The sequence below is a fragment of the Pseudarthrobacter sp. MOO14 genome (genome assembly GCF_058267675.1).
The window spans coordinates 2103759-2130632 of sequence record NZ_CM177849.1 but is presented as its reverse complement, the minus strand read 5'-3'; the positions used below and the strand labels follow the sequence as shown (position 1 = coordinate 2130632).

Annotated in this window: 16 protein-coding genes; 3 read left to right on the top strand and 13 right to left on the bottom strand. The window is 66.1% G+C overall.

The features are described from left to right. Nucleotides 1-473 precede the first annotated feature (473 nt). The 3 genes from AC4EEV_RS09990 to AC4EEV_RS09980 are packed head-to-tail and all read right to left on the bottom strand — an operon-like array spanning nucleotide 474 to nucleotide 4568. Nucleotides 474-1877 carry a hypothetical protein gene (locus tag AC4EEV_RS09990; protein ID WP_491330808.1) on the bottom strand — a complete coding sequence of 468 codons (1404 nt, stop codon included), beginning with the start codon at nucleotides 1875-1877 and terminating at the stop codon, nucleotides 474-476. Next, a complete protein-coding gene (locus tag AC4EEV_RS09985) occupies nucleotides 1877-2764 on the bottom strand; it encodes a sensor histidine kinase (protein WP_491330807.1) in 888 nt (295 codons plus the stop codon). Before AC4EEV_RS09985 ends, AC4EEV_RS09990 begins: the two co-directional genes overlap by 1 nt. Further along, nucleotides 2748-4568, bottom strand: a complete 1821-nt coding sequence (locus AC4EEV_RS09980) for a hypothetical protein (RefSeq protein ID WP_491330806.1) — start codon at nucleotides 4566-4568, stop codon at nucleotides 2748-2750. Before AC4EEV_RS09980 ends, AC4EEV_RS09985 begins: the two co-directional genes overlap by 17 nt. 481 nt (nucleotides 4569-5049) lie before the next feature. Between AC4EEV_RS09980 and metH the strand changes: the two genes are divergently transcribed. Further along, entirely contained in the window at nucleotides 5050-8694 is a 3645-nt protein-coding gene (gene metH, locus AC4EEV_RS09975) for a methionine synthase (RefSeq protein WP_491330805.1), read from the top strand. Nucleotides 8695-8742: 48 nt separating this feature from the next. On the opposite strand, the gene AC4EEV_RS09970 is transcribed toward metH, so the two are convergent. From AC4EEV_RS09970 to AC4EEV_RS09925, 10 genes are all read right to left on the bottom strand, one after another. Continuing rightward, nucleotides 8743-10362, bottom strand: a complete 1620-nt coding sequence (locus tag AC4EEV_RS09970; protein WP_491330804.1) for an ABC-F family ATP-binding cassette domain-containing protein — start codon at nucleotides 10360-10362, stop codon at nucleotides 8743-8745. A 362-nt stretch (nucleotides 10363-10724) separates the two neighbouring features. After that, nucleotides 10725-13559: an ATP-binding cassette domain-containing protein gene (locus AC4EEV_RS09965; protein WP_491330803.1), complete on the bottom strand. Its 2835-nt coding sequence runs from the start codon at nucleotides 13557-13559 to the stop codon at nucleotides 10725-10727. After that, the gene (locus AC4EEV_RS09960; protein WP_051083402.1) at nucleotides 13556-14113 is read right to left on the bottom strand and encodes a hypothetical protein; all 558 of its coding nucleotides are present in this window, start codon (nucleotides 14111-14113) and stop codon (nucleotides 13556-13558) included. The genes AC4EEV_RS09965 and AC4EEV_RS09960 overlap by 4 nt, the downstream gene beginning before the upstream one ends. A 149-nt stretch (nucleotides 14114-14262) precedes the next feature. Beyond that, nucleotides 14263-15837, bottom strand: a complete 1575-nt coding sequence (locus AC4EEV_RS09955; RefSeq protein WP_491330869.1) for an APC family permease — start codon at nucleotides 15835-15837, stop codon at nucleotides 14263-14265. Between the two features lie 145 nt (nucleotides 15838-15982). Beyond that, entirely contained in the window at nucleotides 15983-17638 is a 1656-nt protein-coding gene (locus AC4EEV_RS09950) for a GMC family oxidoreductase (RefSeq protein ID WP_491330802.1), read from the bottom strand. Further along, nucleotides 17639-19177 carry an aldehyde dehydrogenase family protein gene (locus AC4EEV_RS09945; RefSeq protein ID WP_491330801.1) on the bottom strand — a complete coding sequence of 513 codons (1539 nt, stop codon included), beginning with the start codon at nucleotides 19175-19177 and terminating at the stop codon, nucleotides 17639-17641. 98 nt (nucleotides 19178-19275) lie between these two features. Further along, nucleotides 19276-19902 (bottom strand): TetR/AcrR family transcriptional regulator, encoded by a 627-nt coding sequence (locus AC4EEV_RS09940; RefSeq protein WP_109045490.1) that lies wholly within the window; start codon nucleotides 19900-19902, stop codon nucleotides 19276-19278. Between the two features lie 126 nt (nucleotides 19903-20028). Continuing rightward, the gene (locus AC4EEV_RS09935; protein ID WP_491330800.1) at nucleotides 20029-21009 is read right to left on the bottom strand and encodes an ABC transporter substrate-binding protein; all 981 of its coding nucleotides are present in this window, start codon (nucleotides 21007-21009) and stop codon (nucleotides 20029-20031) included. A gap of 251 nt (nucleotides 21010-21260) precedes the next feature. Next, entirely contained in the window at nucleotides 21261-21959 is a 699-nt protein-coding gene (locus AC4EEV_RS09930) for a type 1 glutamine amidotransferase domain-containing protein (RefSeq protein WP_491330799.1), read from the bottom strand. A gap of 24 nt (nucleotides 21960-21983) precedes the next feature. Continuing rightward, nucleotides 21984-22856: an aldo/keto reductase gene (locus AC4EEV_RS09925; protein WP_491330798.1), complete on the bottom strand. Its 873-nt coding sequence runs from the start codon at nucleotides 22854-22856 to the stop codon at nucleotides 21984-21986. Nucleotides 22857-22997: 141 nt separating this feature from the next. Between AC4EEV_RS09925 and AC4EEV_RS09920 the strand changes: the two genes are divergently transcribed. Next, the gene (locus AC4EEV_RS09920; protein WP_018760701.1) at nucleotides 22998-23993 is read left to right on the top strand and encodes an LLM class flavin-dependent oxidoreductase; all 996 of its coding nucleotides are present in this window, start codon (nucleotides 22998-23000) and stop codon (nucleotides 23991-23993) included. Between the two features lie 209 nt (nucleotides 23994-24202). Beyond that, nucleotides 24203-26833, top strand: coding sequence for a trehalase-like domain-containing protein (locus AC4EEV_RS09915; protein ID WP_491330797.1), 2631 nt, complete (start codon nucleotides 24203-24205; stop codon nucleotides 26831-26833). Nucleotides 26834-26874 lie beyond the last annotated feature (41 nt).

The window sequence follows — 26874 nt, the reverse complement described above, 5'->3', positions numbered from 1 at the left end:
TACTCACGCTTCACTGCGCACTGCATTGGCACTTGTGCGCGGAGGATCGAGGCGTAGTCCGCCGCGCCGTGAGAGTAGGTGTTAGCCACGCTCCTTTGAAGCACAATGTGACTGGCGGCTCCGTTCAATTTTAGGAGCGGGCACACGGACCACAGTGCGGACGTCGAGCACAGACAAATGAGGACCCTAAAAGCGCGAGGCCGAGCCAATGTACTCTCGTGGATGGTCAAGGCGCGCGCTGAACACATCCCAACCGCCCAATCATCGTGTATATGTACCAGGTCCTTGTTTGGCGCCTTGTCGCAGAAACTCAACACCCTCGGCCCTTCGAGCTGATGTTGCTCCGTACTCGACAGACGTAGATACGAGCTGCTCGCTGCACTCACCCGATTGGTGCGGTGGATGCTTGCTAGATCCATTGACCCGACAAGGCGGACTATGGGGAGCAGGCGAAAGCTTGGGTCCCTATTGTTCTAAATTGCCTCCAAGCGCTTTTTGGCAAGAGCCACAACAGCTGCAACTCTGGCCTTCAGCTCAGTATCGGACAGTACGTTGTCAAAGCGGAGTTGGCGAACCCCGTAGGCCAGTACGACCGCCCAATACTCGCGCTGGGAAGAGCTCCGATCAGCCATCCAATTCATTACGGATGAACACCAGGCGGGGGACAAGGAACCACGCGCGAATGACAGGTCACCAAAGCGCTCTGTGATGTCCTCCACTGTGGGCCAGTCTGAGCCCAAGAGAGGTGAGCTCGGGTGAATCCAGCTTGACATCAACAAAACCGTTGGATCACGAACAGAACTTGAGAACGCGTTTCCGTCTGAGTCGATGATTACCGGCTGGCCATCACAAACCAAAACATTCTCAGCGTGTAGGTCGGTGTGGCTCATAACGGTCGAAGTATTAACCCAAAGATCTTTTGATGGCGGGGCTAGGCCAAGCGACGAAAGCTCCCGTTCAAAAACCGACCATTCCATAAACTGCTCTACAATTTCACTCAGCGGGACAGTCCTAGGGGCCGTTCGCTCAAGTAAATCTAGTCTCGAGCGAAGCGACTCGACTATCTCGGCCGCCTTTAGATCCTTTGAGCCAATAAGACTCATGAGCGAACTTGTGGACGAGCCGGCAAGTTGCAAAACACTTACGATTGAACCGCCCATTAGGCCCCGGATAACTTCGACCCGACGCGCGATGCAATCTCTGGGCAGAAGGTCCTGGAGGCCTCCAGCACTAGGAAGTGATTCGCCTACCTTTGCCACTACAACGGCAACAGGCCCTGTCGGGGAGGCCAGTTCGCAGCGCCAAACGGCGGCACCCGTTAATCCACCAGCCAAGGGCGCCGCCGAGATTGCTGTAGCACCGTAATGATAGGCGATCCTACGAAGAACCCTCTTCTGGTGAAAGGTAAGGATGCCGTCCACTGAAAGTTCAATCAAGTCGAAACGCGCTAGCGCTTCGCGGAGGTCGCGGATGAAACGATCGAATTTGTCGAATTGTGTCTTGCGCAATACGGAGACTCGGTTCATCTTAACCTTGTCATCCTGAAAAATCAGGCCCGTACCCTCCATGGATTCCTGAGCGTGATCAAAATCAGTAAACCCACTAAAGACGATGACACGCGAATCTGGATGCTTATCGATAACTATACGGAAAAGCTCATCCCCCAGTTCATCAACAGCCTTCTCACCCGCCCGCATAGGCAGCTTTCGATCAAGAACAAATAGGTCAATGAGATCATCGGTAGTTTCAATAAAGCTCAGCGCGTCCTCAATAGCCCCAAATGTTGTCAGTTCGAATCCGACTTCGATTAGCGATGAGGATGCTTCTTCGAGCTGCTGTGGATCATCATCGACCAATACAGCATGAGAGCTGTTCATTATCCTATGCCCCCTGTCAGTGTAAAAGTTGCAACACCACTTCTGCCGGCAATCCTGAAGCCATATGACAATTTTTCGGTGGCGGTTTTTATCAGGGCGAGCCCGATTCCTTGGTGTCCGCTTTTAGTCGATATTCCTGTAGTCTCAACATCTTGGACATCAAACTGAGTTCCGACAAAGCTGTTAGACACGCGTAGCCAGAATCTATCTCCGACTATGCTCCAAGTGACCTCAATGGGGCGTGCCTCATTTGTCTCCAGCGATGCGTCGATGGCGTTCTGGTACACATTTGCAAGCAGAATCTCGAATAAGCCAATATCAGTAAGAATCGTAGCCGTCCTGCCGTCCATATCTGGCGCGGGCGAAAAGTTTGGTGCAGTTGTCATATCCGGCCAGCAGTCGCGAAGCAGCACCTCTAGGTTACATTCGACAAGGTCTAAGTCAGAGCCGTCCCGAATCAAAGCAATGAGTGAATCAATACGCCGCTCAAGCCGATTAATGGCATCGTTCGTAGCGCTGCGCTGAAAATTCGAGACTTCTCGGCCGCCTGCCTTGCGAATCCAGCCAATAGGCGGCGAAAGTTCATGTCGAATTAGCCTTGCAAGTTCGGGGACGTATCCGTGATTTATGGGAGATCCATCGGATTTTGAGTCCAAGGGGTTCAAATTTGTAAGTGATTCCCGCACTGTCAGGATGTCATTGAAGACTTGGCGAATCTGCGGTACTGGTTCTCGCTGCATTGCCCGCATTAGTATGCGGAAAGGCACGGATTCCGGATTGGCCTTCATCCAAGCGGCCGCTCGTAACCTGACTGAGGGAGAATCTGAATTCAGCGACTCGTCCAGCCAGTCGGGTTGAGAAGCGGCTTGACTATTCATGGAGGTCATAGAACTCAGCCCGGCGGGCGAATGCCTCGCGTCCGCCTTCCATGATAGTGGTTATCGCCGCGACAATTATCGGCGCGTCGAAAGTTCCAAAGTCCCGAACCTGCCCGTTTTGTCCATCGCTCGCCAGGACAAAAACCCTCCCGGCTGCTCCGAGCACTGGGATATTTGCGTTATGCGTAGCCACAATGGTCTGTACTTGGTCCTTGGTGCGTTGGCTCATGGCTGAAACAATGTGGTTGACCAGGTAGGCGTTGTCGAGGTGGTCCTCAGGTTGATCGAGAACCAACGTTCGCTCTCTCTCTGAGAGTACAATGGGTAGCGTGACAGCGCATTTTTGACCTGCTGACAAATTGTCAACACTCTTGTCTACTGCACCGTCGCGAAGCAGGAAATCGACTTTATCCATCAGTTTTACTTTGGCTAGCCGCTCTACTCCCTCAACGGAGTCAAGAACACCAATTACCCTCGATGCCTGCTCTTGAGTCAGATCTCCGGCAGATGCCAAACCGTCGACATCAAGGGCCTCGACCATTTCCAAGAGCATCCTAGGCAAAACACGCGCAGCAAGCGAATCGATAAGAGCAGCTCGGGTGTGAGTGCCCTTGAGGCTATCCGTGAGGACGTCGCGGAGTTCTGATGCATCTGCAAGGTGTTCGACCACGACTATGATGTTTCGATCGATCTGCCGAGATGTTGATTTCGCAACGCCTTGTCGTGCGTGGTAGAGCCGTTCTTCCTCGGCCTCAAGGTTCGAGTATTCAGCATCACGACGAGCCTTCAAGGACAGGAGCTCTGAAGTGAGGGCACTAATTCTCCTATCGTTATCATCGAGTTCCCGAAGCTGCGCATCAACGTTTCGGATTTGAGCCGTCAACTGGCCGAGGCCCGCTTCCGCCTTCTCCAAGCTTTCTCTTAGGGGGGCAGCGGTTTCGCGGAGTTTTGCCTCCTCGGAGCTGGACGCGGCGACCCGGCCGGAAACGTCAGCATCCAGAGCGCTAATGGACTTTCGGAGTGCCTCAGCATTAGACGCCACCGCGCTGAGCTTTCCACCGAGAGAGATTTCGTCCGCAATGAACTCCTTATCAAGAGATCCCAGTCGCAGCAGTAGGTCATTTACGGTACTGGATGCACTGCTCATCTGACTGACGAGGTCACCTGCGACCCGTAAGTTGGATCCCCTCCTAGCGATGGCGTTGGAGCGCTCCTCCACATCGCGCAATGCATCTCTCTGCGCAGCAATGGGGCCGCGCGCATCTCCTATGAGGGACTCTTCTTGCGACCGGTAGATTTGTCGATCGGCTTCAAGGCCTGCACGCTTGAGGGCTTCCTCTTGGCATTTTTGAAGTTGACGACGTACTTCAAACATTGAGCGCGTTAGGTTTCCGACTTCGTCGCGAGACATCGTGAAGGGCTTTTCTCCAGCACGAAGATCCAGGAGCTTCAGGCGATTGGCTGCATCAGAAGCAATTTCTTCCAGCTCACTTTGTCCGAGAACAAGTACTGATCTCGAGAGGTCGAGGTCTCGTCCACGGCCTTTAGCATCAACGATGACCTGAAGCGCGGTTGAGTCGTCTTCTAGGTCGACGATCACTTCGCCCACGCCCAGAACAGCTGAGAGAAACTGTTCCCTCTGTTGCCTCCGCTGTTTCTCCGCGTGCTCCGCCCCCAAAGCATGCCTCAGGAGTTCGAGCAATGCTGTCTTGCCGACTCCGCGAGAACCGATGACGACGTTAAGCCCTCGGACGAAGGAAACATCTAAGCCATTGAGGAAGCCTCCGTTGACACGGAGTCGGGAAACCCACATTCGCAGCCTTTCGCATCGGTTGCCACGCGTACTTTACGAGACTACAGGTCATGCCCTGTGAACCTGCCGAGGAGAACTTGTACTCGCGGCACTCGAAAGAGCGGAAAGGAGCAATCTTGTCCCGAACATGACGTCAACGAACTGTCGTCCCTCCCTAATGGCAGCAATTAGCAGGAATTTTAGGAGATACGACGGGCGTGTAGGGGAGCCGGAAGTTCAAGAGCCAAAGCTTGATGTCGGCAGTCGCCAGCTCCAAGTCCGGATATGCATAGCGCGCTAACTTTTACGAAGCGGCTCCTTTGCGATTTTGAGGCTGTGGGCTCCCCAAGCGGCCTCGTTCTTAATCATCAGCGACGGAAGCCTGCGGTGGATGCAGAGCGGTCGGTGGTAACAATGTCCGAGAAGCCCAGTCAAAGAACGGCCCGCCGTAGCATCCGGACACACAGCGCAACGTTGGCGCCCCCACACGTAACCTGATTGAATGCCTCGTTTCGCACTGGACATCGAGTCCGTCCCCCGCCCCGCCCGTTCCCAGGAGCTCCTGGACGCCGTGAACCACCGGGTGGTCATTGCCGACGGCGCCATGGGCACCATGCTTCAGGGCCGGGACCTGCAGCTCGAAACGGACTTCCAAAACCTCGAGGGCTGCAACGAGATCCTCAACGACACCCGCCCGGACGTCATCGCGGACATCCACGACGCCTACTTCGCCACCGGCATCGACGCCGTCGAAACCAACACCTTCGGCGCCAACTGGTCCAACCTCTCCGACTACGGCATCGACGACCGGATCGAGGAGCTCGCCCGAAAGGGTGCGGAGATCGCCCGCGAACGCGCCGAAGCCGCGGAAGAAACAGACGGCCGCATGCGCTGGGTCCTCGGCTCCATGGGCCCCGGCACCAAGCTCCCCAGCCTGGGCCACACCAGCTACGACTACCTCAAGCAGACCTTCGCCCTGCAGGCCGAGGGCCTGATCGACGGCGGCGCGGACGCCTTCCTCATCGAAACCAGCCAGGACCTCCTGCAGACCAAAGCCGCCGTCAACGGCTGCAAACAGGCCATCGTCGCCAAAGGCGTCCGGCTCCCCATCTTCGTCGAGGTGACGGTCGAGACCACCGGAACCATGCTCATGGGCTCCGAAATTGGCGCCGCGCTCACTGCCCTGGAGCCGCTCGGCGTCGACGCCATCGGCCTGAACTGCGCCACCGGCCCGGACGAGATGAGCGAGCACCTCCGCCACCTCTCCAAGCAGTCCTCCGTGGCCATCGCCTGCATGCCCAACGCCGGCCTGCCCATCCTCGGCGCCAACGGCGCGCACTACCCGCTCACCCCCACCGAACTCGCCACCGCGCACGAACAATTCGTGCGCGAATTCGGCCTGGGCCTGGTGGGCGGGTGTTGCGGTACGACGCCGGAGCACATGGCCGCCGTCGTCGAACGCCTTGCCCCCTTCCGCACCAAAGCCGTGGATGCCAAGGCAAGCAACGCACCGGCGCGAATCCCCACCGAGCGCGAGGCCGGCGTCGCCTCCCTCTACCAGCACGTGAACTTCGACCAGGAATCCGCCTACCTGGCCATCGGCGAACGCACCAATGCCAACGGCTCCAAGGCTTTCCGCCAGGCCATGCTTGAAGAACGCTGGGACGACTGCGTGGACATCGCCCGCGAGCAGATCCGCGTCGGCGCCCACCTCCTGGACGTCTGCGTGGACTACGTGGGCCGCGACGGCGTCGCCGACATCAAAGAGGTCGTCTCCCGCTTCGCCTCCGCCTCCACCCTCCCGCTGGTCATCGACTCCACCGAACCGCCAGTCCTGCAGGCAGGCCTGGAACTCATCGGCGGCCGCCCGGTGGTCAATTCCGTCAACTACGAGGACGGCGACGGCCCCAACAGCCGCTTCGCCCGCATCATGCCGCTGGTCAAGGAACACGGCACGGCCGTGATAGCCCTGACCATCAACGAAGAGGGCCAGGCCCGCACCACTGAGGGCAAGGTGGCCATCGCCTCCCGCCTGGTGGACGCCCTGGTGGGCGAATGGGGCATGCGGGTGGAGGACATCATCGTCGACTGCCTCACCTTCCCCGTGGCCACCGGCCAGGAGGAAACCCGCCGCGACGGCATCGAAACCATCGAGGCCATCCGCCAGATCACCGCCAAATACCCCGGCATCAACACCACGCTCGGCGTCTCCAACGTCTCCTTCGGCCTCAACCCGGCCGCCCGCATGGTCCTGAACTCCGTGTTCCTGCACGAAGCCGTCCAGGCCGGCCTGACCAGCGGCATCATCGACGCCGCCAAAATCGTCCCGCTCGCCTCCCTCCCGGAAGAGCAGCGCAAGGTGGCCCTGGACCTCGTCTACGACCGCCGCGAATACGACGCCGACGGCAACACCACCTACGACCCCCTCGCCAGCATGCTGGACCTCTTCGCCGGCGTCGACACCGCAGCGCTCAAGGACCAGCGCGCCGCCGAACTCGCCGCCCTGCCCACCGGCGCCCGCCTGGAACGGCGCATCATCGACGGCGAAGGCAAGGGCCTGGAAGAGGACCTGGACCTGGCCCGCAGCGAAGGCATGACCCCGCTCGGCATCATCAACGACCACCTGCTTGAGGGCATGAAAGTGGTGGGCGAACGCTTCGGTGCCGGCGAAATGCAGCTGCCGTTCGTGCTGCAGTCCGCCGAGGTCATGAAGAACGCCGTGGCGCTCCTTGAGCCGCACATGGAAAAGGCCGACTCCTCCGGCAAGGGCACCATGGTGATCGCGACCGTCCGCGGCGACGTGCACGACATCGGCAAGAACCTGGTGGACATCATCCTCACCAACAACGGCTACAAGGTAGTCAACATCGGCATCAAGCAGGGCATTGCCGAGATCATCGCCGCCGCGGAGGAACACGACGCCGACGTGATCGGCATGTCCGGGCTGCTGGTGAAATCCACCGTGGTGATGAAGGAAAATCTCGCCGAACTGCAGACCCGCGGCCTGGCCAAGAAGTGGCCGGTCATCCTGGGCGGCGCCGCTTTGACCCGCGCCTACGTGGAGCAGGACCTGGCCGAACAGTTCGAGGGCACCGTCAGGTACGCCAAGGATGCCTTCGAGGGGCTTGCCCTCATGGAACCGCTGGTCCGCGTGGCCCGCGGCGAGGACCCGGACTCCGTGGGCCTGCCGCCGCTGAAGAAGCGCATCCACAAGGGCGGCCCGAAGTTCACCATCACCGAGCCCGAGGCCATGCCCGGCCGGTCCGACGTCGCCACCGACAACCCCGTCCCCGCGCCGCCGTTCTGGGGCACCCGGATCGTCCGCGGCGTCTCGCTGCACGACTACTCCGCCTTCCTCGACGAGCGTGCCACCTTCATGGGGCAGTGGGGCCTCAAGCCCGGCCGCGGCGAGGACGGCGCCTCCTACGAAGAACTGGTGGAACGCGAAGGCCGGCCGCGCCTGCGCTACTGGCTGGACCGCATCCTGGGCGAGGGCATGCTGGACGCGTCCGTGGCCTACGGCTATTTCCCCGTGGTCTCCGAAGGCGAACAGGTGGTGGTGCTGCACCACGGCGAGGATCCCGACGGCGTCCTGGGCCAAGCGGGCCTGCTCGCCCCCGACGGTGGTTCAGGCGGTCCCATCGGCACCGACCGCCTGCGGTTCGATTTCCCGCGCCAGCGCCGCGACCGGCACCTGTGCCTGGCCGACTTCGTGAAGTCCCGCGAATCGGGACAGATCGACGTACTGCCCGTGCAGTTGGTCACCGCCGGCTCCAAGATCGAAGAGTTCACGTCCAAGATGTTCGCGGCCAACCAGTACCGCGACTACTACGAGCTCAACGGACTGGTCATGCAGCTGACCGAGGCGCTGGCCGAGTTCTGGCACGCCCGGATCCGCAAAGAGCTCGGCTTCGCGGCCGAGGAACCCAAGGACACGGCCGGGTATTTCAAGCTCGACTACCGCGGCGCCCGGTTCTCGCTGGGCTACCCCGCTTGCCCGGACATGGAGGACCGCCGCAAGGTCACCGAGTTGTTGAAGCCCGAGCGTATGGGCGTGGTCCTGAGCGATGAGCTCATGCTGCACCCGGAACAGTCCACCGACGCGTTCGTGTTCCACCACCCGGAAGCCAAGTACTTCAAGGTGTGAGCTGGCGCCGGCCCGGCCGTCCGCGCCGGAAGCGGCGCCGGGCTCTTATCATTCCGCGCCAGGCAGCGAGGCCAGCTCCGTCAACGACCCGTCTGGTCCCATGCCGAGGATGAGGTCCAGGTCCAGCCGGTCCAGGAAGGCGTCATCGTGGCTGACCACGATGACGGCGCCGCCGTAGTCCCCGAGCGACTCCACCAGCTGGTCAACGCTCCGGATGTCCAGGTTGTTGGTTGGCTCATCCAGGATCAGGACTTGAGGCGGCGGGTCGGCGAAAAGCAGCCGGGCCAGGGAAACCCTGAACCGCTCACCGCCCGAGAGCGTGTGCACCGGCCGGTTCACGCTGTCGCCGCGGAGGAGGAACCGGGCCAGCTGGTTGCGGATATCGCCCGCAGGCACGTCCGGCGCGGCGTCCTGCACGTTTTCGAGGGTTGTGGCCTCTTCCCGCAGCCCGTCGAGCCGTTGACGCAGGTAGCCGGCGCGGTCCGTCAGCAGGCTTCCACCGGCTTGGCCCTCCATGCACGGGACACCGCCCATCAAGCGTTCCAGCAGTGTGGTCTTGCCGGCGCCGTTGGGTCCGGTGATGGCCACCTTCTCCGGGCCCTGCACCACGAAGGAGCGGTTGGTGCCCCGCAGTTCCGCGATCCGCCGGCCGCGCGGAACGTCCGGGTCGGGAAGGTTCAGGGATATCCACTCCTGGTCCCGCACCCTTGACGCAGCGGCGTCCAGGGCCGCTTGCGCGGCCTGCACTTTGGCGTCCATGCCGGAACGCATTCGTCCGGCTGAGACCTGGGCATCAGAGGCCCGCTGGTTCATCAGGATCTTGGATCCCTTCTTATTGTCGTAGCTGGCCTGGCCCGTCCTGGCCCGTTGGGCGAGCTTCGATTCCGCCTCCTGCTTTTGCCGTTTTTCCTTCTTCACCAGTTGTTCAGCGGCCCGGGTTGCCTGTGCGGCTGCGGCTTGCTGGCTGTCCAGGTACGCCTGCCACTCGCTGTAGGGGCCGCCGAACACCGTGAGCCCTCCCTCGTACAGTTCGGCCGTGCTGTCCATGAGTTCCAGCAGTGCCAGATCGTGGCTGACCACCACCAGGCTGCCCGGCCAGTCAGCCAGCATCCCTCCGAGCGCGGAGCGTGCCCGGCGGTCCAGGTTGTTCGTCGGTTCGTCCAGCAAGGTGATGGGGGTGCGCCGGATCCGGAGCCCGGAGATGGCGGCCAGCATGGCTTCCCCGCCGGACAGTTCGCCCACGCGCCGGTCCAGTCCGACGCCGGTCAGGCCGATTCCCTCCAGCGCCTCGTCCGCACGGGCCTCGATGTCCCAGTCGTCGCCCAGCACATCGAAGTGCTCCACCGCCGCGTCGCCGGATTCGATAGCCCGCAGGGCGCGGACTTTGTCCTTGATCCCGAGCAGCTCCATCAGGGTGGCATCGTCGTGCAGCGTCAGGGTCTGTGGAAGGTAGCCGACGTCGGCTCCCGTGCTGATGCCGCCGGCCGTCGGTGTGAGGGTCCCGGCCACGAGTCGCAGCAGCGTTGACTTCCCGGAGCCATTCGTTCCGACGAGCCCGGTTTTTCCGGGCCCGAAGCTCCCGGAGATCCCGGACAACGCCGGCGAGCCGTCCGGCCACCGGAAATGCACGTCCGTGAGGACGATGGATGGATTTTTTGTTGCAGGCATGGTGCTCCCAAAAAAGGATGTTGGGCGGCTGGGCCGCGGTTCGCCAAGGTCAGGTCCGAAAGGAGCGGGTCCTAGGGCGGACGGGACGTGGCGGTGGGCGGCCACGGCGGCCCGGGGAATGGGCGGGCGTATGCTGCGGGGCAGGAAATCAGTGCAGGGGAAGGAAAGCCGTGGATCGGCATCGGGCTCCGGGTGGTTTCAGCGGGTGAAGCGCTGAACTTGCGGGCCCTTGGGGCATCAGGGAAGTGTCAGCGCGCGGACTGCGTCGCGAAACCTGAAATGCCCGTCAAAACATTGCCTAACACTGGGGAACAGAGGACAACAGTGTCACAAATTCGTTGGCTGGAGGCAACCTGTCTGCGTCACGGTGTGAGCTGGCGCCGGTCCCGCACCTGCGGTGACGGCACACTGGCGGCCCGGCCGTCCGCGCCGGAAGCGGCGCCGGCCACCGGCTTCACCCGGCGGAGCGAGACCAGGACGGCGCGCCCCACCACGGCGATGCCGATGACCGTGGTGACGGCGCGCAGGGTGTCCCAGCCCGCCGTCGACGTCAGCAGTGAGTAGAGCAGGAAGCTGCTGAGGTTGGTGCCCAGCGGTGCGCCCGGAACATAGGAAATCCCGGTGCCGCTGCCCACGGCGAAGGGCCAGAACCACAGGTTGAGCAGCAGGCCGAACACATAGGACGCCACCACGCCGTACCCGGCAAGCATCCACAGCTCTGCCCTGCCGCGCACCCGGCGGGGGAGCAGCCCGGCTCCCGCACCCACCCAGGCGCAGGCGAACATCTGGAACGGTGTCCACGGCCCGATTCCGCCCCACAGCACGCTGGAGACGGCGATGGTGGCGGCGCCGAGGAGCAGGCCAAACCGCGGACCGAACGCCCGGCCCGCCAGGACCAGCAGGATGAACACGGCCTCCACGCCGCCGACGCCGGTACTCGCCACCCGGACCGCGGAACCTACCGCGGCGAGGACGCCGAGCAGCGCCACGGTGTGTGCCGAGCGGACCGAGCCGTCCAGGGACACCACGACGGCGGCCGCCGCCAGGGGTGCGATGGCCAGGGCAGCGTACGGGGTGGCCGCAGCGGCATCCTGCGGCAGTGCCGCGGCCAGCAGCGGCCAGCAGAACGCCGCCAACGCCAGCAGGTTTGCTGCCGCCAGGACGGCCAGCTCGGCGCCCCGCGGCATTCGAGGGCGGCGGCCCGGCTTCGCGGCAGGCAGGTCAGGCCGGCGCCCGGCGGCCCGGGCCGAGGCCACGGGTAGTGCCGCGGGAACGGCAGCTTCTGTTGTCACGGCTGTCACGGCGGCCGGCGCCACCCCGTCCCGCATCGGCAGGACCCGGGCCCCAAGCCGGTGCGCAAACTCGAGATCGTGGGTGGCGAACAGGACCGCGGCGCCGTCATCCGCGGCCGCCCGCAACGCCGCCGCCACCGCCGTCCGCGCCGCGGGATCCAGCCCACGGGTGGGCTCGTCAATCAGGAGCACCTGCGGCCGGTCCATGGTCTGCAACGTCATGGCAAGGATCCTGCGCTCGCCGGCGGACAGGTCCCGGGGATGCTCATGTCCGATCGGCATGCTGGCGTTGCCCCGCAGGAGGGCCAGCCGGGACGCCGCAAAGCCGGGCTCCGCAGGCTGGCCCGGCTTTCCCCGCGCCAGGCGCCTCTCCGCCGCCCGCAACTCGGCGGCGACGGTGTCCCTGGTGAAGAGGTCGTCCGAGGCGTCCGGCACCAACGCCACCCGGCCGCCGTCGTCCGTCCTGGCACCGCTGGTCCCCTCACCGAGGGCCAGCGCCACCAGGAGGGAGGACTTCCCGGCACCGTTCGGGCCCACCAGCGCCACAATCTCGCCGGGGTGCAGGGCCAGGGAAGCCTCCCGCACCACGGGCGTGCCACCGCGGTGCACGGCCAGGTTTACGGCCGCCAGCACGGGCGCGGAGGCCGGCGGCGCCGTGGCTGGACCAACAAGGGGACGCGGGGGCGCGGGCGTTGGGGCCGTACCCGCCACCAGCGCGCCGCCCTCAAGGGTCCACCAGGAATCGGCGACGGGGACCAGCGCTTCCGCACGGTGCTCCGCCACGATCACGCACACCCCGGAGTGGTGCGCAAGGCTGCCGAGCACGGCGGTCACGCGTGCCCTGGCGGTGGAATCCAGGTCGGCCAGCGGCTCGTCCACCAGGAGCAGGACGGGATGGTCCACGACGGCGGCCGCGATGGCCACCAGCGTTGCCTCACCCGCCGAGAGGGTGCTGGGATCCCGATCCAGCAGCGCCGAAACCCCAACCCGCTCCGCCACCTCCAGCACCCGGGCTTTGGCGGCCGGCCGGCCCACGCCACGCAGCTCCAGGGCCAGGCCAATCTCGTCCCGGACCCGTGTGCTGGCAAAGGCGGCGCGGGGATTCTGCAGGACCACGCCGATCAGGCGCGCGGTGTCCCGCGGCGGTACGGCAGCGCGGTCAACGCCGGCCACCTGCACCACGCCGGAGATGTCCCCGCCGTCGACGTGGGAGAGCAACCCCGCGATGCCGCGCAGGAACGTGGACTTGCCGGCCCCCGTCGGCCCGGTGATCACCGTGAGGGACCCGCCGGCCGGTGCGAACCCGGCCGCGTGCACCTGCGCCCCGCCCACCCGGAACAGCGCGTCCCGGACCACCAGCGGCGCGTCGCTTCCGGAGGCCGGTGGCGGTACGGGCCGGCCCGCGAAGCCGCGCAGCTCCAGGGCCGCCGCAACCCGGCCGGCATGTTCGAGGGTGCGCTCCAGGACGGGCACCAAGGCCCGCGGCCCGAAACGTTCGCCACGCAACCGGAACGCCAGGCGCACGGACCCCGCGGCGTCGGCAAGTGCCGGAAGCGCCGCCCACGCCACCACCAGCATCCGGGCCACGCCCTGCAACGGGCCGCCCCGGGCCAGCCGGACGAATCCGCGGGACACATCCACCCACGCATTGAGCAGGCCGAAGCCCAGGATCAGCCCGGCAATGGGCAGTGCGGACAGGACCGCCGCCCACAGCCCCGGGGCGGTGACCGGGCCCAGGAACACCACGTGGGCGTACGGAGCCGGAAGCCGCAGCGGCGGCAGGGCCAGCAGGAGCGGCTCCCCAATACCCGCCCCGTTAAAGAGGACCCGGTAGAGAACCCGCGCCGCAATGAACACAGCAGCGAGAACCGCTGCTGCGCGCAACGGCGCGGGCCGGAAGGTCATGCCGCGGGTGCAGCCGGTTCGTTGTCCACGGTGTAGAGCAGTTCAAGGCTCTCGCCGGGGCTGAGCTTGAGGGTGTCCAGGCCTTCCTGCGCGTAGGCCCATGCGCCGGCGGCGGGCTTCACCCAGAGGGCCCAATAAGAGACCGTGTTTTTGTCATCGCACGCTTCGCGGGTGCTGCCGCCCTTGTGCTTGATGTCGAAGTCCGCAGCGGGCACGCCGTTGACGCGGCACGCGAAACTCGTGGGGTACTTGGCGGTGCCCTCGATCTTCACGTTGGCCTTGGCCAGCACGTCCGATGCCGGAGTGGGTCCGTCCGCGGGCACGCAGGCGGAGGTGTCGGCGGCGGACTGCTTCAGGGAGGCGGAATCCACCACTACCTTCACCCCGGTGCAGGGCCCGGCGGAGGCAGAGGCGCTGGCCGATGCCGAGGTGGAAGCGGATGCGGAGGGAGCGGACTGGGTGGCGGCCGGCGTGGAGCAGGCGGCAAGGGTCAGCAGGAGGCCGGCGGCGGCGAGGGAGCTCGCGGCGGCGGTGCGGGTCTTAGTCAATGTCACCTGTCAAGGGTAGGGCGTGCCGGGCCGGGAACCGGAGGCGGTCGCCTTGTGTGACGCAACGTCTCGGCCCGGCGCGCACCCGGCCCCGCGCAACGGCCGACGACGGCACCCGGGTGGGCGCCGTCGTCGGCCGTTCTGTTTCAGTGCTGTCAGCTTTCGGTTGCCAGGACCGCGTTGGCCGGCACCGCGTCCTCCGGCGCGTCGTACCGCGGGTCATTGGACGACGGATGGGCGGCAACGGACGCAGCATGCTCGGCCAGCACCCCGGTCTGGTGGCGGATCTTCAGCCGGTAGAGCAGGGTCCCGCCAACCACCACCGCGGCCACGAAGATCACGCCGCCCCACTGCAGGTACCACTCGAACGGCGGCACCGAGTTGTAGATCTCCGGGCGCGGCCACACCAGGTTCACTGTCATGGCGGCACCCCACAGGACCGCCAGGATGTTCACCGGAACCCCCCACTTGCCCAGGCAGAACCCTGGCTCGGAACCGTCCTCGGCCAGCGGCCATTTCTTCAGGAACCGTTTGCGGAGCAGGGGAACCGTCACCAGGAGGTAGGAGAGGTAGATCAGGACGATGCTGATGCTGGACAGGATGGTGAAGATGGCCGGCTGCGTGACGTTGACCAGAAGCGGCAGGACGGCCAGGACGCCAATGACGATCGCCGCGACCGTGGGGGTCCTGCGGACGGGATCCACCTTGCTGAGCTGCCGGCTGAACGGCAGGTTGTTGTCCCGCGCCATGGCGAACATCATCCGGATGGCGGCGGCGTGGACGGCCAGGGTGCACACCACCACGGCCACCACGATGCAGGCCAGGAAGGCCTTGCCGAACGGGCCGCCCAGGACGGAGAGCACGATGTGCTGCAGGCCGCCGTCGGGAGACCCCACCTGCGGGTCGGTGAGGTCTGGTGCGGCCAGGATGCCGAACAGCAGGATCCCGCCGCCCAGCAGGAACGATGCTGTGACGGCGCGCAGGATGGCCTTGGGAGCGGTCTTCTTGGGGTCCTTGGTTTCCTCGCCGAGGGAGCTGGCGGTGTCGAAGCCGTACATGACGTAGCCGGAGGCCATGGCGCCGATCAGGAAGACGCCGAAGAAGCCAAGGTCGTGGCCTTCGCCGAAGCCGTTGGTCTGGAAGAAAACCTCAGGGCCGCGCACCACATGCCAGCCCAGGGCCAGGATCAGCAGCACGGCCGCGACCAGCTCCACGAACACGCCGATGCTGTTGATCCGGGTCATCAGCTTCACTCCGAACGCGTTGATCAGGGTGGAGATGGTGATCATGATGGTGGCCAGCACCACGCCGTTCATGGCGAAGTCGTACGGGCCGGTGCCGTCACCGACGAACTGGAAGCCGGACCAGAGCTGCGGCAGCGTGATCTGCAGGGCCAGCGCCACCGAGCCCAAGGCCATGATGGAGGAGAGCAGCAGCAGCCAGCCGGCCAGCCAGGACGAGGTCCCCGACGCGAGCCGCTTGGCCCAGTTGTACACGGAACCGGCCACCGGGTAGCGGCCGGCCAGTTCGGCGAAGCACAGGGCCACCATCAGCTGGCCGACGAACACGATGGGCCAGGACCAGGCGTACGCCGGGCCGGCCATGGAAAAACCGAAATAGAACAGTTGGAAAACACCGGTGAGGATGGAGATGTAGCTGACACCTGCGGCGAAGCTGGCAAATTTGCCGATGCTCCGGTCAAGGGTCTGGGTGTAGCCGAATTCGTCCATGCCGCTTGAATCAATACTCTTGCTGGGTTCCACTATGGACTCCTGGATCAGAAAGCACGATTGGACCGGCCGCCCTGGGGTGCGGCGGAATGACGTTGGCGGGGGCCGTTGCCGTTGGGGAGACGGCCCCCTGAGGTCCTGCCGCTCAGGCGAGGGACGTGGTGAGCTCCTTCTCTTCCATGGCCTCTTCGGCCGTGCGGTCCGCGGCCGTTTGGGCGGCCCGGATCAGATCGGCGCAGCGCTCGCCGATCATCATCACGGTGATGTTGGGGTTGACGGTGACGTGTTCGGGCATGACGGACGCGTCGGCGACGCGGAGGCCTGTGACGCCCTTGACCCGCAGCTCGGGGTCCAGCGGCGACATGTCGTCGTCGGCTGCGCCCATACGGACGGTGCCCACCGGGTGGTACACGGTGTTGTGGGTCTTGCGGATGTAGTCCTGCAGCTCCTCGTCCGTCTGCGCCTCGATGCCGGGCGAGAGTTCGCGGCCGGTCCACTCCGCCATGGCGGGCTGGGCGGCGATGTCGCGGGCCTTGCGGATGCCGGCCACCATGACGCGCATGTCGTGGCCTTCCGGATCGGTGAAGTAGCGCGGGTCCACCATGGGCTTGTCGCGGAAGTCGCGGCTGCGCAGCCGGACGGTGCCGCGGGAGCGTGCGTGGGTGACGTTGGGGGTGAGGCTGAAGCCGTTTTCCGTGGTGGGGTAGCCGTGCCGCAGCGTGTTCATGTCGAACGGAACCGACCCGTAGTGCATCATCAGGTCGGGGCGGTCCAGGCCGCCTTCGGTGGGGGTGAAGATGCCGATCTCCCACCACTGCGTGGAGGTCTGCACCATGGGCTGCCTGGCCTCGAACTGCACCACGCCTTCCGGGTGGTCCTGCAGGTTCTCGCCGACGCCGGGGGAGTCCACCAGCACTTCGATGCCGTGCTGGGCCAGGTGCGCTGCCGGGCCGATGCCGGAGAGCATCAGCAGTTTGGGTGAGTCGATGGCGCCGGTGGACAGGATGACCTCACGGTGGGCGTTGAGCCGGTGGGTGCGGCCGAACGCCCCGTCCACCACGTCCACGCCGGTGCAGCGCTTGTCCGCGTCGAACACCAGCTGGCGGGCGCGCAGGCCGGTCAGCAGGGTGAAGTTGGGCCGGTCGATGATGGGGTGGATGTAGGAGACGGAGCTGGAGGAACGGGTGCCGTCCGCGCGCCGGTTGATCTGGAAGAAACCCGCTCCGTCGACCACGGTGGTGCCCGTGTTGAACTTCGCGCGGGGGATGCCGGCCTGCTCACAGGCGTCCAAAAGCGCGACGCCGGCAGGATCCGCCGGGGGAACGTTCATCAGGTGCACGGGGCCGGAGTCGCCGTGGTGCGGTGCGTCCGGGCCGGCGTCCTCGTTGGTCTCCAGCCGCTGGTACAGCGGCCAGGCTGCGTCGGCGTTCCAGCCGGTGGCGCCGTACTTGGCTTCCCACTCGTCCAGGTCCTCGCGCGGCGCCCAGAAGGCGATGCAGGAGTTGTGGCTGGAACAGCCGCCCATCACTTTTGCGCGGGCATGGCGCATGAAGGAGTTGCCGTTTTCCTGCGGTTCGATGGGGTAGTCCCAGTCGTAGCCGGATTCGAGCAGTTCCATCCACCGGTCCAGCTGCAGGATCTCCGGGATATTGCGGTCATCCGGGCCGGCTTCGACGAGGGCCACGGTCACCTCCGGATCCTCGCTCAGCCGGGCGGCGACGGCGGCACCGGCGGATCCGCCGCCGATGACGACGTAGTCGAACCCGCGGTCGGTGAGGTCCTCGATGTTGTCGTAGTGCATCTAGTTCTCCTTGCCGTGGTCAGCGAACCAGCCGGTGACCTGGGGGCTGGTGTTCTGGTAGATGTGCTTGGCTTCCTGGTACTCGGCGAGGCCGGTGGGGCCCAGCTCGCGGCCGACGCCGGACTGGCCGAAGCCGCCCCACTCGGCCTGCGGGAGATAGGGGTGGTAGTCGTTGATCCAGATGGTGCCGTGCCGCAGACGGGACGCCACCCGCTGCGCTTTGCCGGCGTCCTGGGTCCACACCGCGCCGGCCAGCCCGTAGATGGTGTCGTTGGCGGTGGCCACGGCCTCGTCTTCGGTGCGGAACGTTTCGACCGTGACCACCGGGCCGAATGCCTCGTCGGTGACCACGGACATGCCGCGCTTCACTTGGTCCAGGATGGTGGGCTGGTAGTAGAACCCGGCGTCGTACTTCCCTCCGGAAGGTGCCTCGCCGCCGGTCCGGAGCCGTGCGCCTTCCTGGACACCGCGCTGGACGTAGGCGCTGACTTTGTCCCGGTGGGCGGCGGAGATCAAGGGGCCGGTCTCGGCGTCGTCGTCGAACGGGCCGCCCAGCCGGATCTCCCGGGCGCGGCGGACCAGCTCGTCCACGAAGCGTTCTGCGATGGATTCCTCCACCACCAGCCGCGCCCCGGCGGAGCAGACCTGCCCGGAGTGGACGAAGGCGCCGTTCAGGGCATTGTCCACGGCGGCGTCAAAGTCGGCGTCCGCGAAAATGACGTTGGGGTTCTTGCCGCCCAGCTCCAGGGCCACCTTCTTGACGGTGCCCGCGGCCGCCGCCGCGATCAGCTTGCCCGTTTCCAGGCCGCCGGTGAAGGAGACGAGGTCGACGTCGGGATGTTCCGAGAGCGGTGCGCCTGCCTCAGCGCCTGCCCCGGTGACGAGGTTGGCGACGCCGTCCGGCAGGCCAAGGTCCTGCAGCAGCTGCATTGCCAGGATGGCGGTGGACGGGGTCAGCTCGGAGGGTTTGAGGACGAACGTGCACCCGGCCGCCAGCGCGGGCGCGATCTTCCACGCCGCCTGGAGCAGGGGGTAGTTCCACGGGGTGATGAGGCCGCAGACGCCCACGGGTTCGTAAGCGATCCTGCTGACCACGGCGGCATCCCCGGCGTCGACAATCCGGCCCGCCTGCTGCCCGGCCAGCCTGCCAAAGTACTCGAAGCAGGCGGCGACGTCGTCCATGTCGATCCGGCTTTCGACCATCCGCTTGCCGGTGTCCAGGGACTCGGCGCGGGCGAATTTTTCCCGGCGTTCACGGAGCCCGGCGGCCACCTTCAACAGGAAGGTCCCGCGCTCCGGGGCCGGAACCGAGGACCAAACGCCGGCATCGAACGCAGCGCGGGCCGCGGCAATGGCCCGTTCGGCGTCTTCCCGGCCGGCCTCGGAGACCGTGGCGACCAGTTCGCCGTCGGCCGGGTTGCGGATTTCACGGACAGCGCCGGACGCGGCCGGCTCCCACGCGCCGTTGATGAACAGGGTGGCTGCTGCCTCGGGTGCAGTGCTCTGGGCGGCTTCCCGCGCTGGTGTGGCGTAAGTCATAGGAAGGACAGTAATGCACCTTGAACGAGTGTTCAATACTTTTTTGAACGCTCGTTCAATGTTACTGAGGGGCTGCCGGCGTGACGGCGGCCGGTCGTTCAGTGCGGGCGGAGTTCCGCGCTGCCCGTGCTTCCGTCGTGGACGGGAGCGAACGCGATCTGCTCCGTCCGCTCGATGCTCCGCTGGATGGCGGCCGTGTCGACGCCGAGCAGCGCCGTCAGCCACACGCCGTTCTGGATCACCACGATGTCCGCCGCCCGGTCCCTGCAGGCCTCCCAGGACAGTGCGGGCTGGGCGGCGGACACCAGCGCGGCGACGCCGTCGATGTAACGGTCAAAGGCCACTGCGTTGATCTGGGCGTAGTCCTCGTCGGCCTGGGCCAGGGCCCACAGGTGCAGGCGGAGGGACAGGTAGCGGGTGGTCAGCAAATCCTTGGCCGCCACCCGCCGCAGCGCCTTGCGGAGTTGCTCGTCCGGGGGCAGCGACGGGTCCGGCGCGACCAGCAGGAGGTCGTGCTCGTCCACGCGCCGCAGGGCAGCCCGGATCAGCGTGGTCTTGTCATCGTAGTAATAGTTCACCAGGCCCAGCGCCACGCCTGCTTCGCGGGCCACGGACCGCATGCTCACCCCGGCGATGCCATGACGGGACAGCAGGTCCATCGCCGCCTCGAGGATGCGCGATTGCCTGTCCACCTGTTCGCCGGAGTTCACGGCATTCGTCCCCATCTGGCCAGACTATTGCCTCCCGGCGCGGAGCGCACTTTCCCGGATACCCGCCAAAACAGAAGAATCCCCGCCGGGAGCAAGCGGCATGCTCACAACCCGGCGGGGATCCATTCGTCGGCGGGCCGCCTACTTCTTGGGCAGGCCCGCCGGGTTCAGTTCGGACTTCTGGATGGCCTCGGAAGAGAGGCCCCAGCGGTCCAGGATCCTGGCGTAGGTGCCGTCGTCAATCAGGTGGTTCAGCGCGGCCTGCGCGGCAACCGCCAGGCCGTTGCCCTTCTTGGTGGTGAAGGCGATCTGCGCGGTCAGAGGCCAGCCGCCGTTCAGCGTGCCCACCTGCTTGGTCTTGCCGTCCTGCGCGGACTTGTACGCCGCGGCGGCGTTGGGTCCGAAGGTCAGGTCCGCACGTCCGGACTGGAGGGCCAGGCTTGAGGCGGAATCGTCGTCGTAATACTGGAACTGGACCGGCGCCAGGCCGTTCTTCTTGTTCTCCTCGTCCCAGCGCACCAGGATCGCTTCCTGGTTGGTGCCCGAGCCCACGATGATCCGCTTGCCCGCCACGTCCTTGGCTTCCTTGACCTCCCCGATGCCGGAGTCGCTCTTGGCGTAGAAGCCCAGGAGGTCGTTGCGGTAGGTGGCGAAGTCGAACTTTTCCTTGCGCGCCTCGGTGACGGTCACGTTGGACAGCACGGCCTCGTACTTGGACGATTCGATGCCCAGCGGCCAGTCCGCCCAGGCGACGGGCAGGACCTCGACGTCCAGTCCCAGGGCCCCGCCCACGGCGTAGGCGATGTCCACCTCGCTGCCGATCAGGGTCTTGTTGTCCGTGGCGAACAGGCTCAACGGCGCCGCGCCGCCCGTGGTCACCACGGTCAGCTTGCCGTCGGCCTTGATGGCCTCCGGGACCAGGGCAGCTGCCGCGGCGTCCTTGGTCACCGGAAAGCGGTCCTGCTGCGGTGACAGGTTGAAGGTCCTGCCCGCGGCGCTGGTGGTTGATGACGACGACGGTGCTGTCGCCGCCGAGGCGCCCGGATCGGCGCAGGCGGACAGCCCCAGCAGGGCCGAGACGGCAAGGGCCGCGACGGCGGCAGGCTTGGTTTTGATGGGCATGGTTCCTCCTGGAAGGGGCCGAAAGATGCGGCGGGAGTGCGCGTTGCAGCAACTATCCGGCAGCCCCGGTGGGGGAATCAAAGCCCGCGAAACCGGGAGATACAGGGAGTAACGGCGGTTAACCGGAGGACCGCGGCGGTCACATTCCGGGCCGCTCCCGGCGCCGCGGCACGCACCTTACAAGCTCCCGTGGCACGCAAAAGGGGGACCGGCGAACCGGTCCCCCCTTGCACTGCGCTGCCAGCCGGGCCCTAGCTGAGCGCGGCCAGGACTTCCTTGGCTACTGCCTCGCTGGACTGCGGGTTCTGCCCGGTGATGAGGTTGCCGTCGCGCACCACGTTGGAGGACCAGGCGGCCCCGTTCTCCACCACGGCGCCCTTGTCCTTGAGCGCGTCCTCCACCAGCCACGGGGTGTTCTCGCCCGTTCCGCCGCCGAGTTCTTCCTCGTTGGTGAAGACCGTCAGGCGCCTGCCCTTGAAAGCGAACCCGCCGTCGTCGTCCGTTGCACTGAGCAGCCCGGCCGGACCGTGGCAGAACGGCGCAATGACCTTCCCGTCCTTGTTGGCTGCCACCAGCAGGCGGCCCAGGTCCGCGTCCTTGAACAGGTCGGCCATGGGGCCGTGGCCGCCGGGCATCACCACGGCGTCATAGCCGTTGACGTCGACGTCGGCGAGGACCAGCGGGTGCGCCAGCTCGCCGTCGATCTTGGCCAGGTAGTCGCGGAAGCCCTGCGCACGGTCCTCGCCGCCGGCCGATTCGGGGGCCAGGCTCACCTGGTCCACCGTGGGCTTCCTGCCGCCGGGGGTGGCGATGTGGACTGTGTTGCCGGCCTCGGTGAGGGTCTGGTGGGAGACCACCAGCTCCTCCGCCCAGTAGCCGGTGGGGTGTTCGCTGCCGTCCTTCATGGTGAGGGAATCGGCGGCCGAGACGACCATCAGGATGTTTGCCATGGTGTTTCTCCTGTCGTTGGGTTTCTACTTGCCGGCGGCTTCGAGCCCGGCGTACGTCTCGTCGTCGAGCGTGAGGCCGGCGGCGGCCAGGTTTTCTTCGAGGTGGGGCACGGAACCGGTGCCGGGGATGGGCATCATCACCGGGGAGCGGCGCAGCAGCCAGGCGAGGGCCACCTGGGAGGTGGTGGCGCCGAGGCGCTTGGCGGCTTCATCGAGCGGTCCGCCCGGCTTGGCGAGCTCGCCGGCGGAGATCGGCGCCCACGGGATGAATCCGATGCCGTTCTCCTCCGAGTACCGCAGCACGTCCTCCGAGGACCGGTCGGTCAGGTTGTAGCGGTTCTGGACCGTGGAGACGGTGAAGTGCTTTCCGGCTGCCTCCAGCTCCGCCACGCTCACCTGCGACAGGCCCAGGGCGCGGACCTTGCCCTCGTCCTGGAGCTCACGCAGCACACCGAACTGCTCCTCGGCGTCCACCTCGGGGTCGATCCTGTGCAGCTGCAGCAGGTCCAGGGTGTCCACCTTCAGCTTCCGCAGGCTCAGTTCCGTCTGCTGGCGCAAGTATTCAGGACGCCCCACCGGGATCCACTTGTTGGGCCCGGTGCGGGTGAAGCCCACCTTGGTGGCCACCTTCAGGCCCTCCTTGTACGGGTGCAGGGCCTCCGCGATGATTTCCTCGCTGATGTTGGGGCCGTAGGAGTCGGCGGTGTCGATGAAATCCACGCCGAGCTCGACGGCGCGGCGCACCACGGCCACGGCGGCGGCGCGGTCTGCGGGCTCACCCCACACCCCGTCGCCGACGATGCGCATGGCGCCAAACCCGAGCCGGTGCACGGTTCCCAGGTCCTTGAGGTCGATCGTTGCGGACAGTTCCAGCTGCTTCGTTGAATCTTGGCTCATAGGGGCGGCAACATCATCAGCGTGCTGAGTATTCCGCAACTCACAGAAATAAGCCGGGGCCCGCCGTCGTTATGCATCAAGTGCCCGCCGCCATCCGGGGGCACGCCCCACGAAACTTTTTTTGAAAGGCCGGCACCTGACGTGACTCTTCCCCTCTCCATCCTTGACCTGGCAACCATCGGCAAAGGCCAGACGGCGGCGGAGAGCTTCGCGGGCAGCGTGGCCATGGCGCAGAGCGCGGAGAAGCTCGGATACCGGCGGGTCTGGTACGCGGAGCACCACAACATGTCCTCCATCGCCTCCTCCGCCACCAGCGTGCTGATCGCGCACGTGGCCGCCCACACCGAAAGCATCCGGCTGGGCGCCGGCGGCATCATGCTGCCCAACCACTCGCCGCTGACCATCGCGGAGCAGTTCGGAACCCTGGAAACCCTTCACCCCGGCCGGATCGACCTGGGCCTGGGGCGGGCACCGGGCAGTGACCAGAACACCATGCGCGCCCTGCGCCGGGACCCGATGTCCGCGGACAGCTTCCCGCAGGACGTCCTGGAACTGCAGGGCTACCTGACCGGCCCCACCCGCATCCAGGGCGTCGAAGCCACCCCTGGCAAGGGAACCAACGTCCCGCTGTACATCCTGGGCTCCTCCCTGTTCGGCGCCCGCCTGGCCGCGCAGCTGGGCCTCCCGTACGCCTTTGCCTCGCATTTTGCCCCCGCCGCCCTGCGGGATGCCGTGGCCATTTACCGCCGCGAGTTCAAGCCCTCCGCGCAGCTGGACGCGCCGCACGTGATCGCCGGCGTCAACGTGATCGCCGCCGACTCCGCCGCCGAGGCCCAGGCCATGTTCCAGGCCACCAAGCGCGCCCGCGTCTCGCTGTTCTTCGGCGGCGGCCGGGAGTTCACCGACGACGAGGCGGACATGGTCCTGGACTCCCCGCAAGGACAGCATGTGGCCCAGATGATGCGCTACTCCGCCGTGGGCACCCCGGACGCCGTGGTGGACTACCTGGCAGATTTCGGCAAGCACGCCGACGCCGACGAACTCATCGTGGCGCACCAGAGCACCGGCACCGAGGCGCGGCTGCGCTCCGTCGAGCTGCTGGCCGAGGCCGCCGGACTGGCCCGGGTGGGCGCCTGAGGTTTCGCCGGGCACGATGCCCGAAGGTCCTGTCCGCTGCTTTTACACGGACGCAATGAAAGCGACTCCCCGGGGAAACCCCCGCGGCTGAAGATGGGTACTGCCCCGTCAGGGATTGCTGGGATTTCCGGGCGGGGCACCAACCGGTAGTCCGCAGGCGATCCAGCGGCTGAGTTCCCGGCCTGGTTCTGCCTTGAAGGGGTACCTGGATGCCTACGCCGTTGAACCAAAGCGTGGCGGAATCCGCGCTGCTCACCCGCTCGCTCCCGTTGGACATGCTCCGCGCCTTCATCCAGTCCGATGCCGCGGACAACGGGCTCACCCCCGCGCTGCTGGCCGAACTCAAGGTGCTTGCCCGGGTTCCGTCCCTGCTGGTGGCCTGCAACTACGGCGGGACGCTCTGCGAGGCTGAGGGCATCTCCACGGAGATCCTGCCCCTGGGCAACGCGGCGATCGCCCTCCGCGCCCTGGCGGCCCTGCCGAACACGCATGCAGCGATTATTTCCGGCCGGTCCCTGCGCGACCTGGCGGCGGTGTCCCGGCTGCCCGTGGAGGTCCACCTGATCGGGTCGCACGGTGCGGAGACGGACATGGGCTTTGCACATGCCCAGAGCCTGGCCACCGAATCCGTCCTGCTCAAGGTCAACGCCGCGCTCAACGAGGCCGTGGGCTTCCAGGAGGGCATCTGGATCGAACGCAAGCCCGTGGCCGTTTCCGTCCACACCCGGCCCGCGCCGCCGGAGGTGGTGGAATCGGTCACGGAAACCGCCCGGGAAATCGCCCGCCTCCATGGCCTGTTCTTCATCGTGGACGGGTCCGTGCTGGACCTCTCCGTGGTGGAACCGTCCAAGGCGGAGGCACTGGAAAGCCTCCGCTCCCGGCTCGGCGCCAGCGCCGCCATGTTCGCCGGTGACGCCTACAGCGACGAACTGGCCATCGCCACCCTCCGCGGTCCGGACCTGGGACTGCGGGTCGGGCCCGGTGAGACCGCCGCCGCGCACCGCGTCCGCGACCCCGAAGCCTTCGCCCGCGTCCTGGCCCTCCTTTTCGAACTGCGCCGGGCCTGGCTGTTCGGTGAGGACGCCGTCGGCCTGGAACGGCACTCGATGATCGGCAACGGCTCCTCCACCGCGCTGCTGACCCCGGACGCGAAGATCTGCTGGATGAGCCACCCGCTGCCGGACTCCGGATCCCTGTTTGCCCATATCCTGGGCGGCGACGCCGCCGGCCACTTTTCCGTGGAACCGGTCAAAGCCTCCCAGGTGCTGGGCCAGCGCTATGTGGACAGCACCATGATCGTCGAAACCCGGTGGGCGGACGTGACGGTAACCGACTACCTGGAGCCCGCCCCGGACGGCATCACCAGCCTGGTGCGGGTGCTCTCCGGCCACGGCGCCGCGAGGATCACCTTCGCGCCCAGGCCGGACTATGCCAACGCCCCGTTCAGCATGGAATCGCGCGGAGAGGAACTGCATGTGGTGGGGACGTCGGATCCCATCATCCTGTTCGCGCCGGGGGTGAGCTTCAGCATCGCCTCGGACGGCATCCACGCCACGGCCACGGCGTCGGTGAACCTGCAGGACGGCCCCGTGGTGTTGAACCTGCGCTGTGGCGATACCGATCCGCAGCCTGCGGATCCCGACGGTGAGACGGAGCGCCGGGCCGGGGTGGCCCTGCAATCGCGCCAGTGGGTGCAGGACCTCGCCCTGCCCTCCGTCAAGCCTTCCCTGGTGCGGCGTTCAGCCCTGGTGCTCCGCGCCCTGGTCCACGAGCCCACGGGCGCCGTCCTCGCCGCACCCACCACGTCCCTGCCCGAGGGCATCGGCGGGACACGGAACTGGGACTACCGGTACTGCTGGCTGCGGGATGCCTCCATGACCGTGAATGCGCTGGTGGACCTGGGCTCCACGGCGGAGGCGGCCGGATTCCTGGGCTGGCTGGGCCGGATCCTCGAACACGCACCGGGCCCCGAATGGCTGCACCCCCTGTACTCGGTTACGGGCGCGCCGCTGTCCACGGAAGCTGTGGTGGACAGCCTGCCGGGGTACGCGGGATCCCGTCCGGTGCGGATCGGCAATGCGGCGGATCACCAGGTCCAGCTGGACGTCTTTGGGCCGGTGGCCGAACTTATCCACTCGCTGAGTGAACGCGAGGACGCGCTCGCCGACGACCACTGGGAGCTGATGAACCAGATGGCCTCGGCGGTCCTGGCCCGCTGGCATGAACCGGACCACGGGATCTGGGAAGCCCGGCGGGCGGCACGGCATCACGTGTATTCAAAGGTGATGTGCTGGGTGACCCTGGACCGCGCGCTGCGGACCGCGGCGCGGCACGGCCGGGAGCCGGACCCGGCCTGGGCGCCGGCGGCAGCCACGATCCGTGCGGAAGTGCTCCGGGAGGGCTGGGACGAGTCCGCGAAGTCCTACACTGTTGCCTACGACAGCCCGGACCTGGATGCCGCCGTCCTGCACATCGGCCTCTCCGGCCTGCTGGACGTCAGGGACCAGCGCTTCCTGGACACCGTCACCGCCGTGGAGCGGGAGCTGCGGGTGGGTCCAACGGTCTTCCGCTACAGGTACGACGACGGGCTGCCGGGCCTGGAGGGCGGGTTCCACATCTGCACCACCTGGCTGATCGAGGCGTACGTGGCCGTCGGCCGCATCGATGAAGCCTGGGACCTGTTTGACCAGCTGGTGAACCTTTTCGGCCCCACCGGGCTGCTCCCCGAGGAATACGACCCCGGCACCGAGACCCACCTGGGCAACCATCCGCAGGCCTACTCACACCTGGGCTTCATCCGCTGTGCCCGGCTGCTGGACGAACACCAGGACAGGAGATAGTCGGCTCCCGTCGTGGGTACGTAGAGTGGAGGTAACAGGGA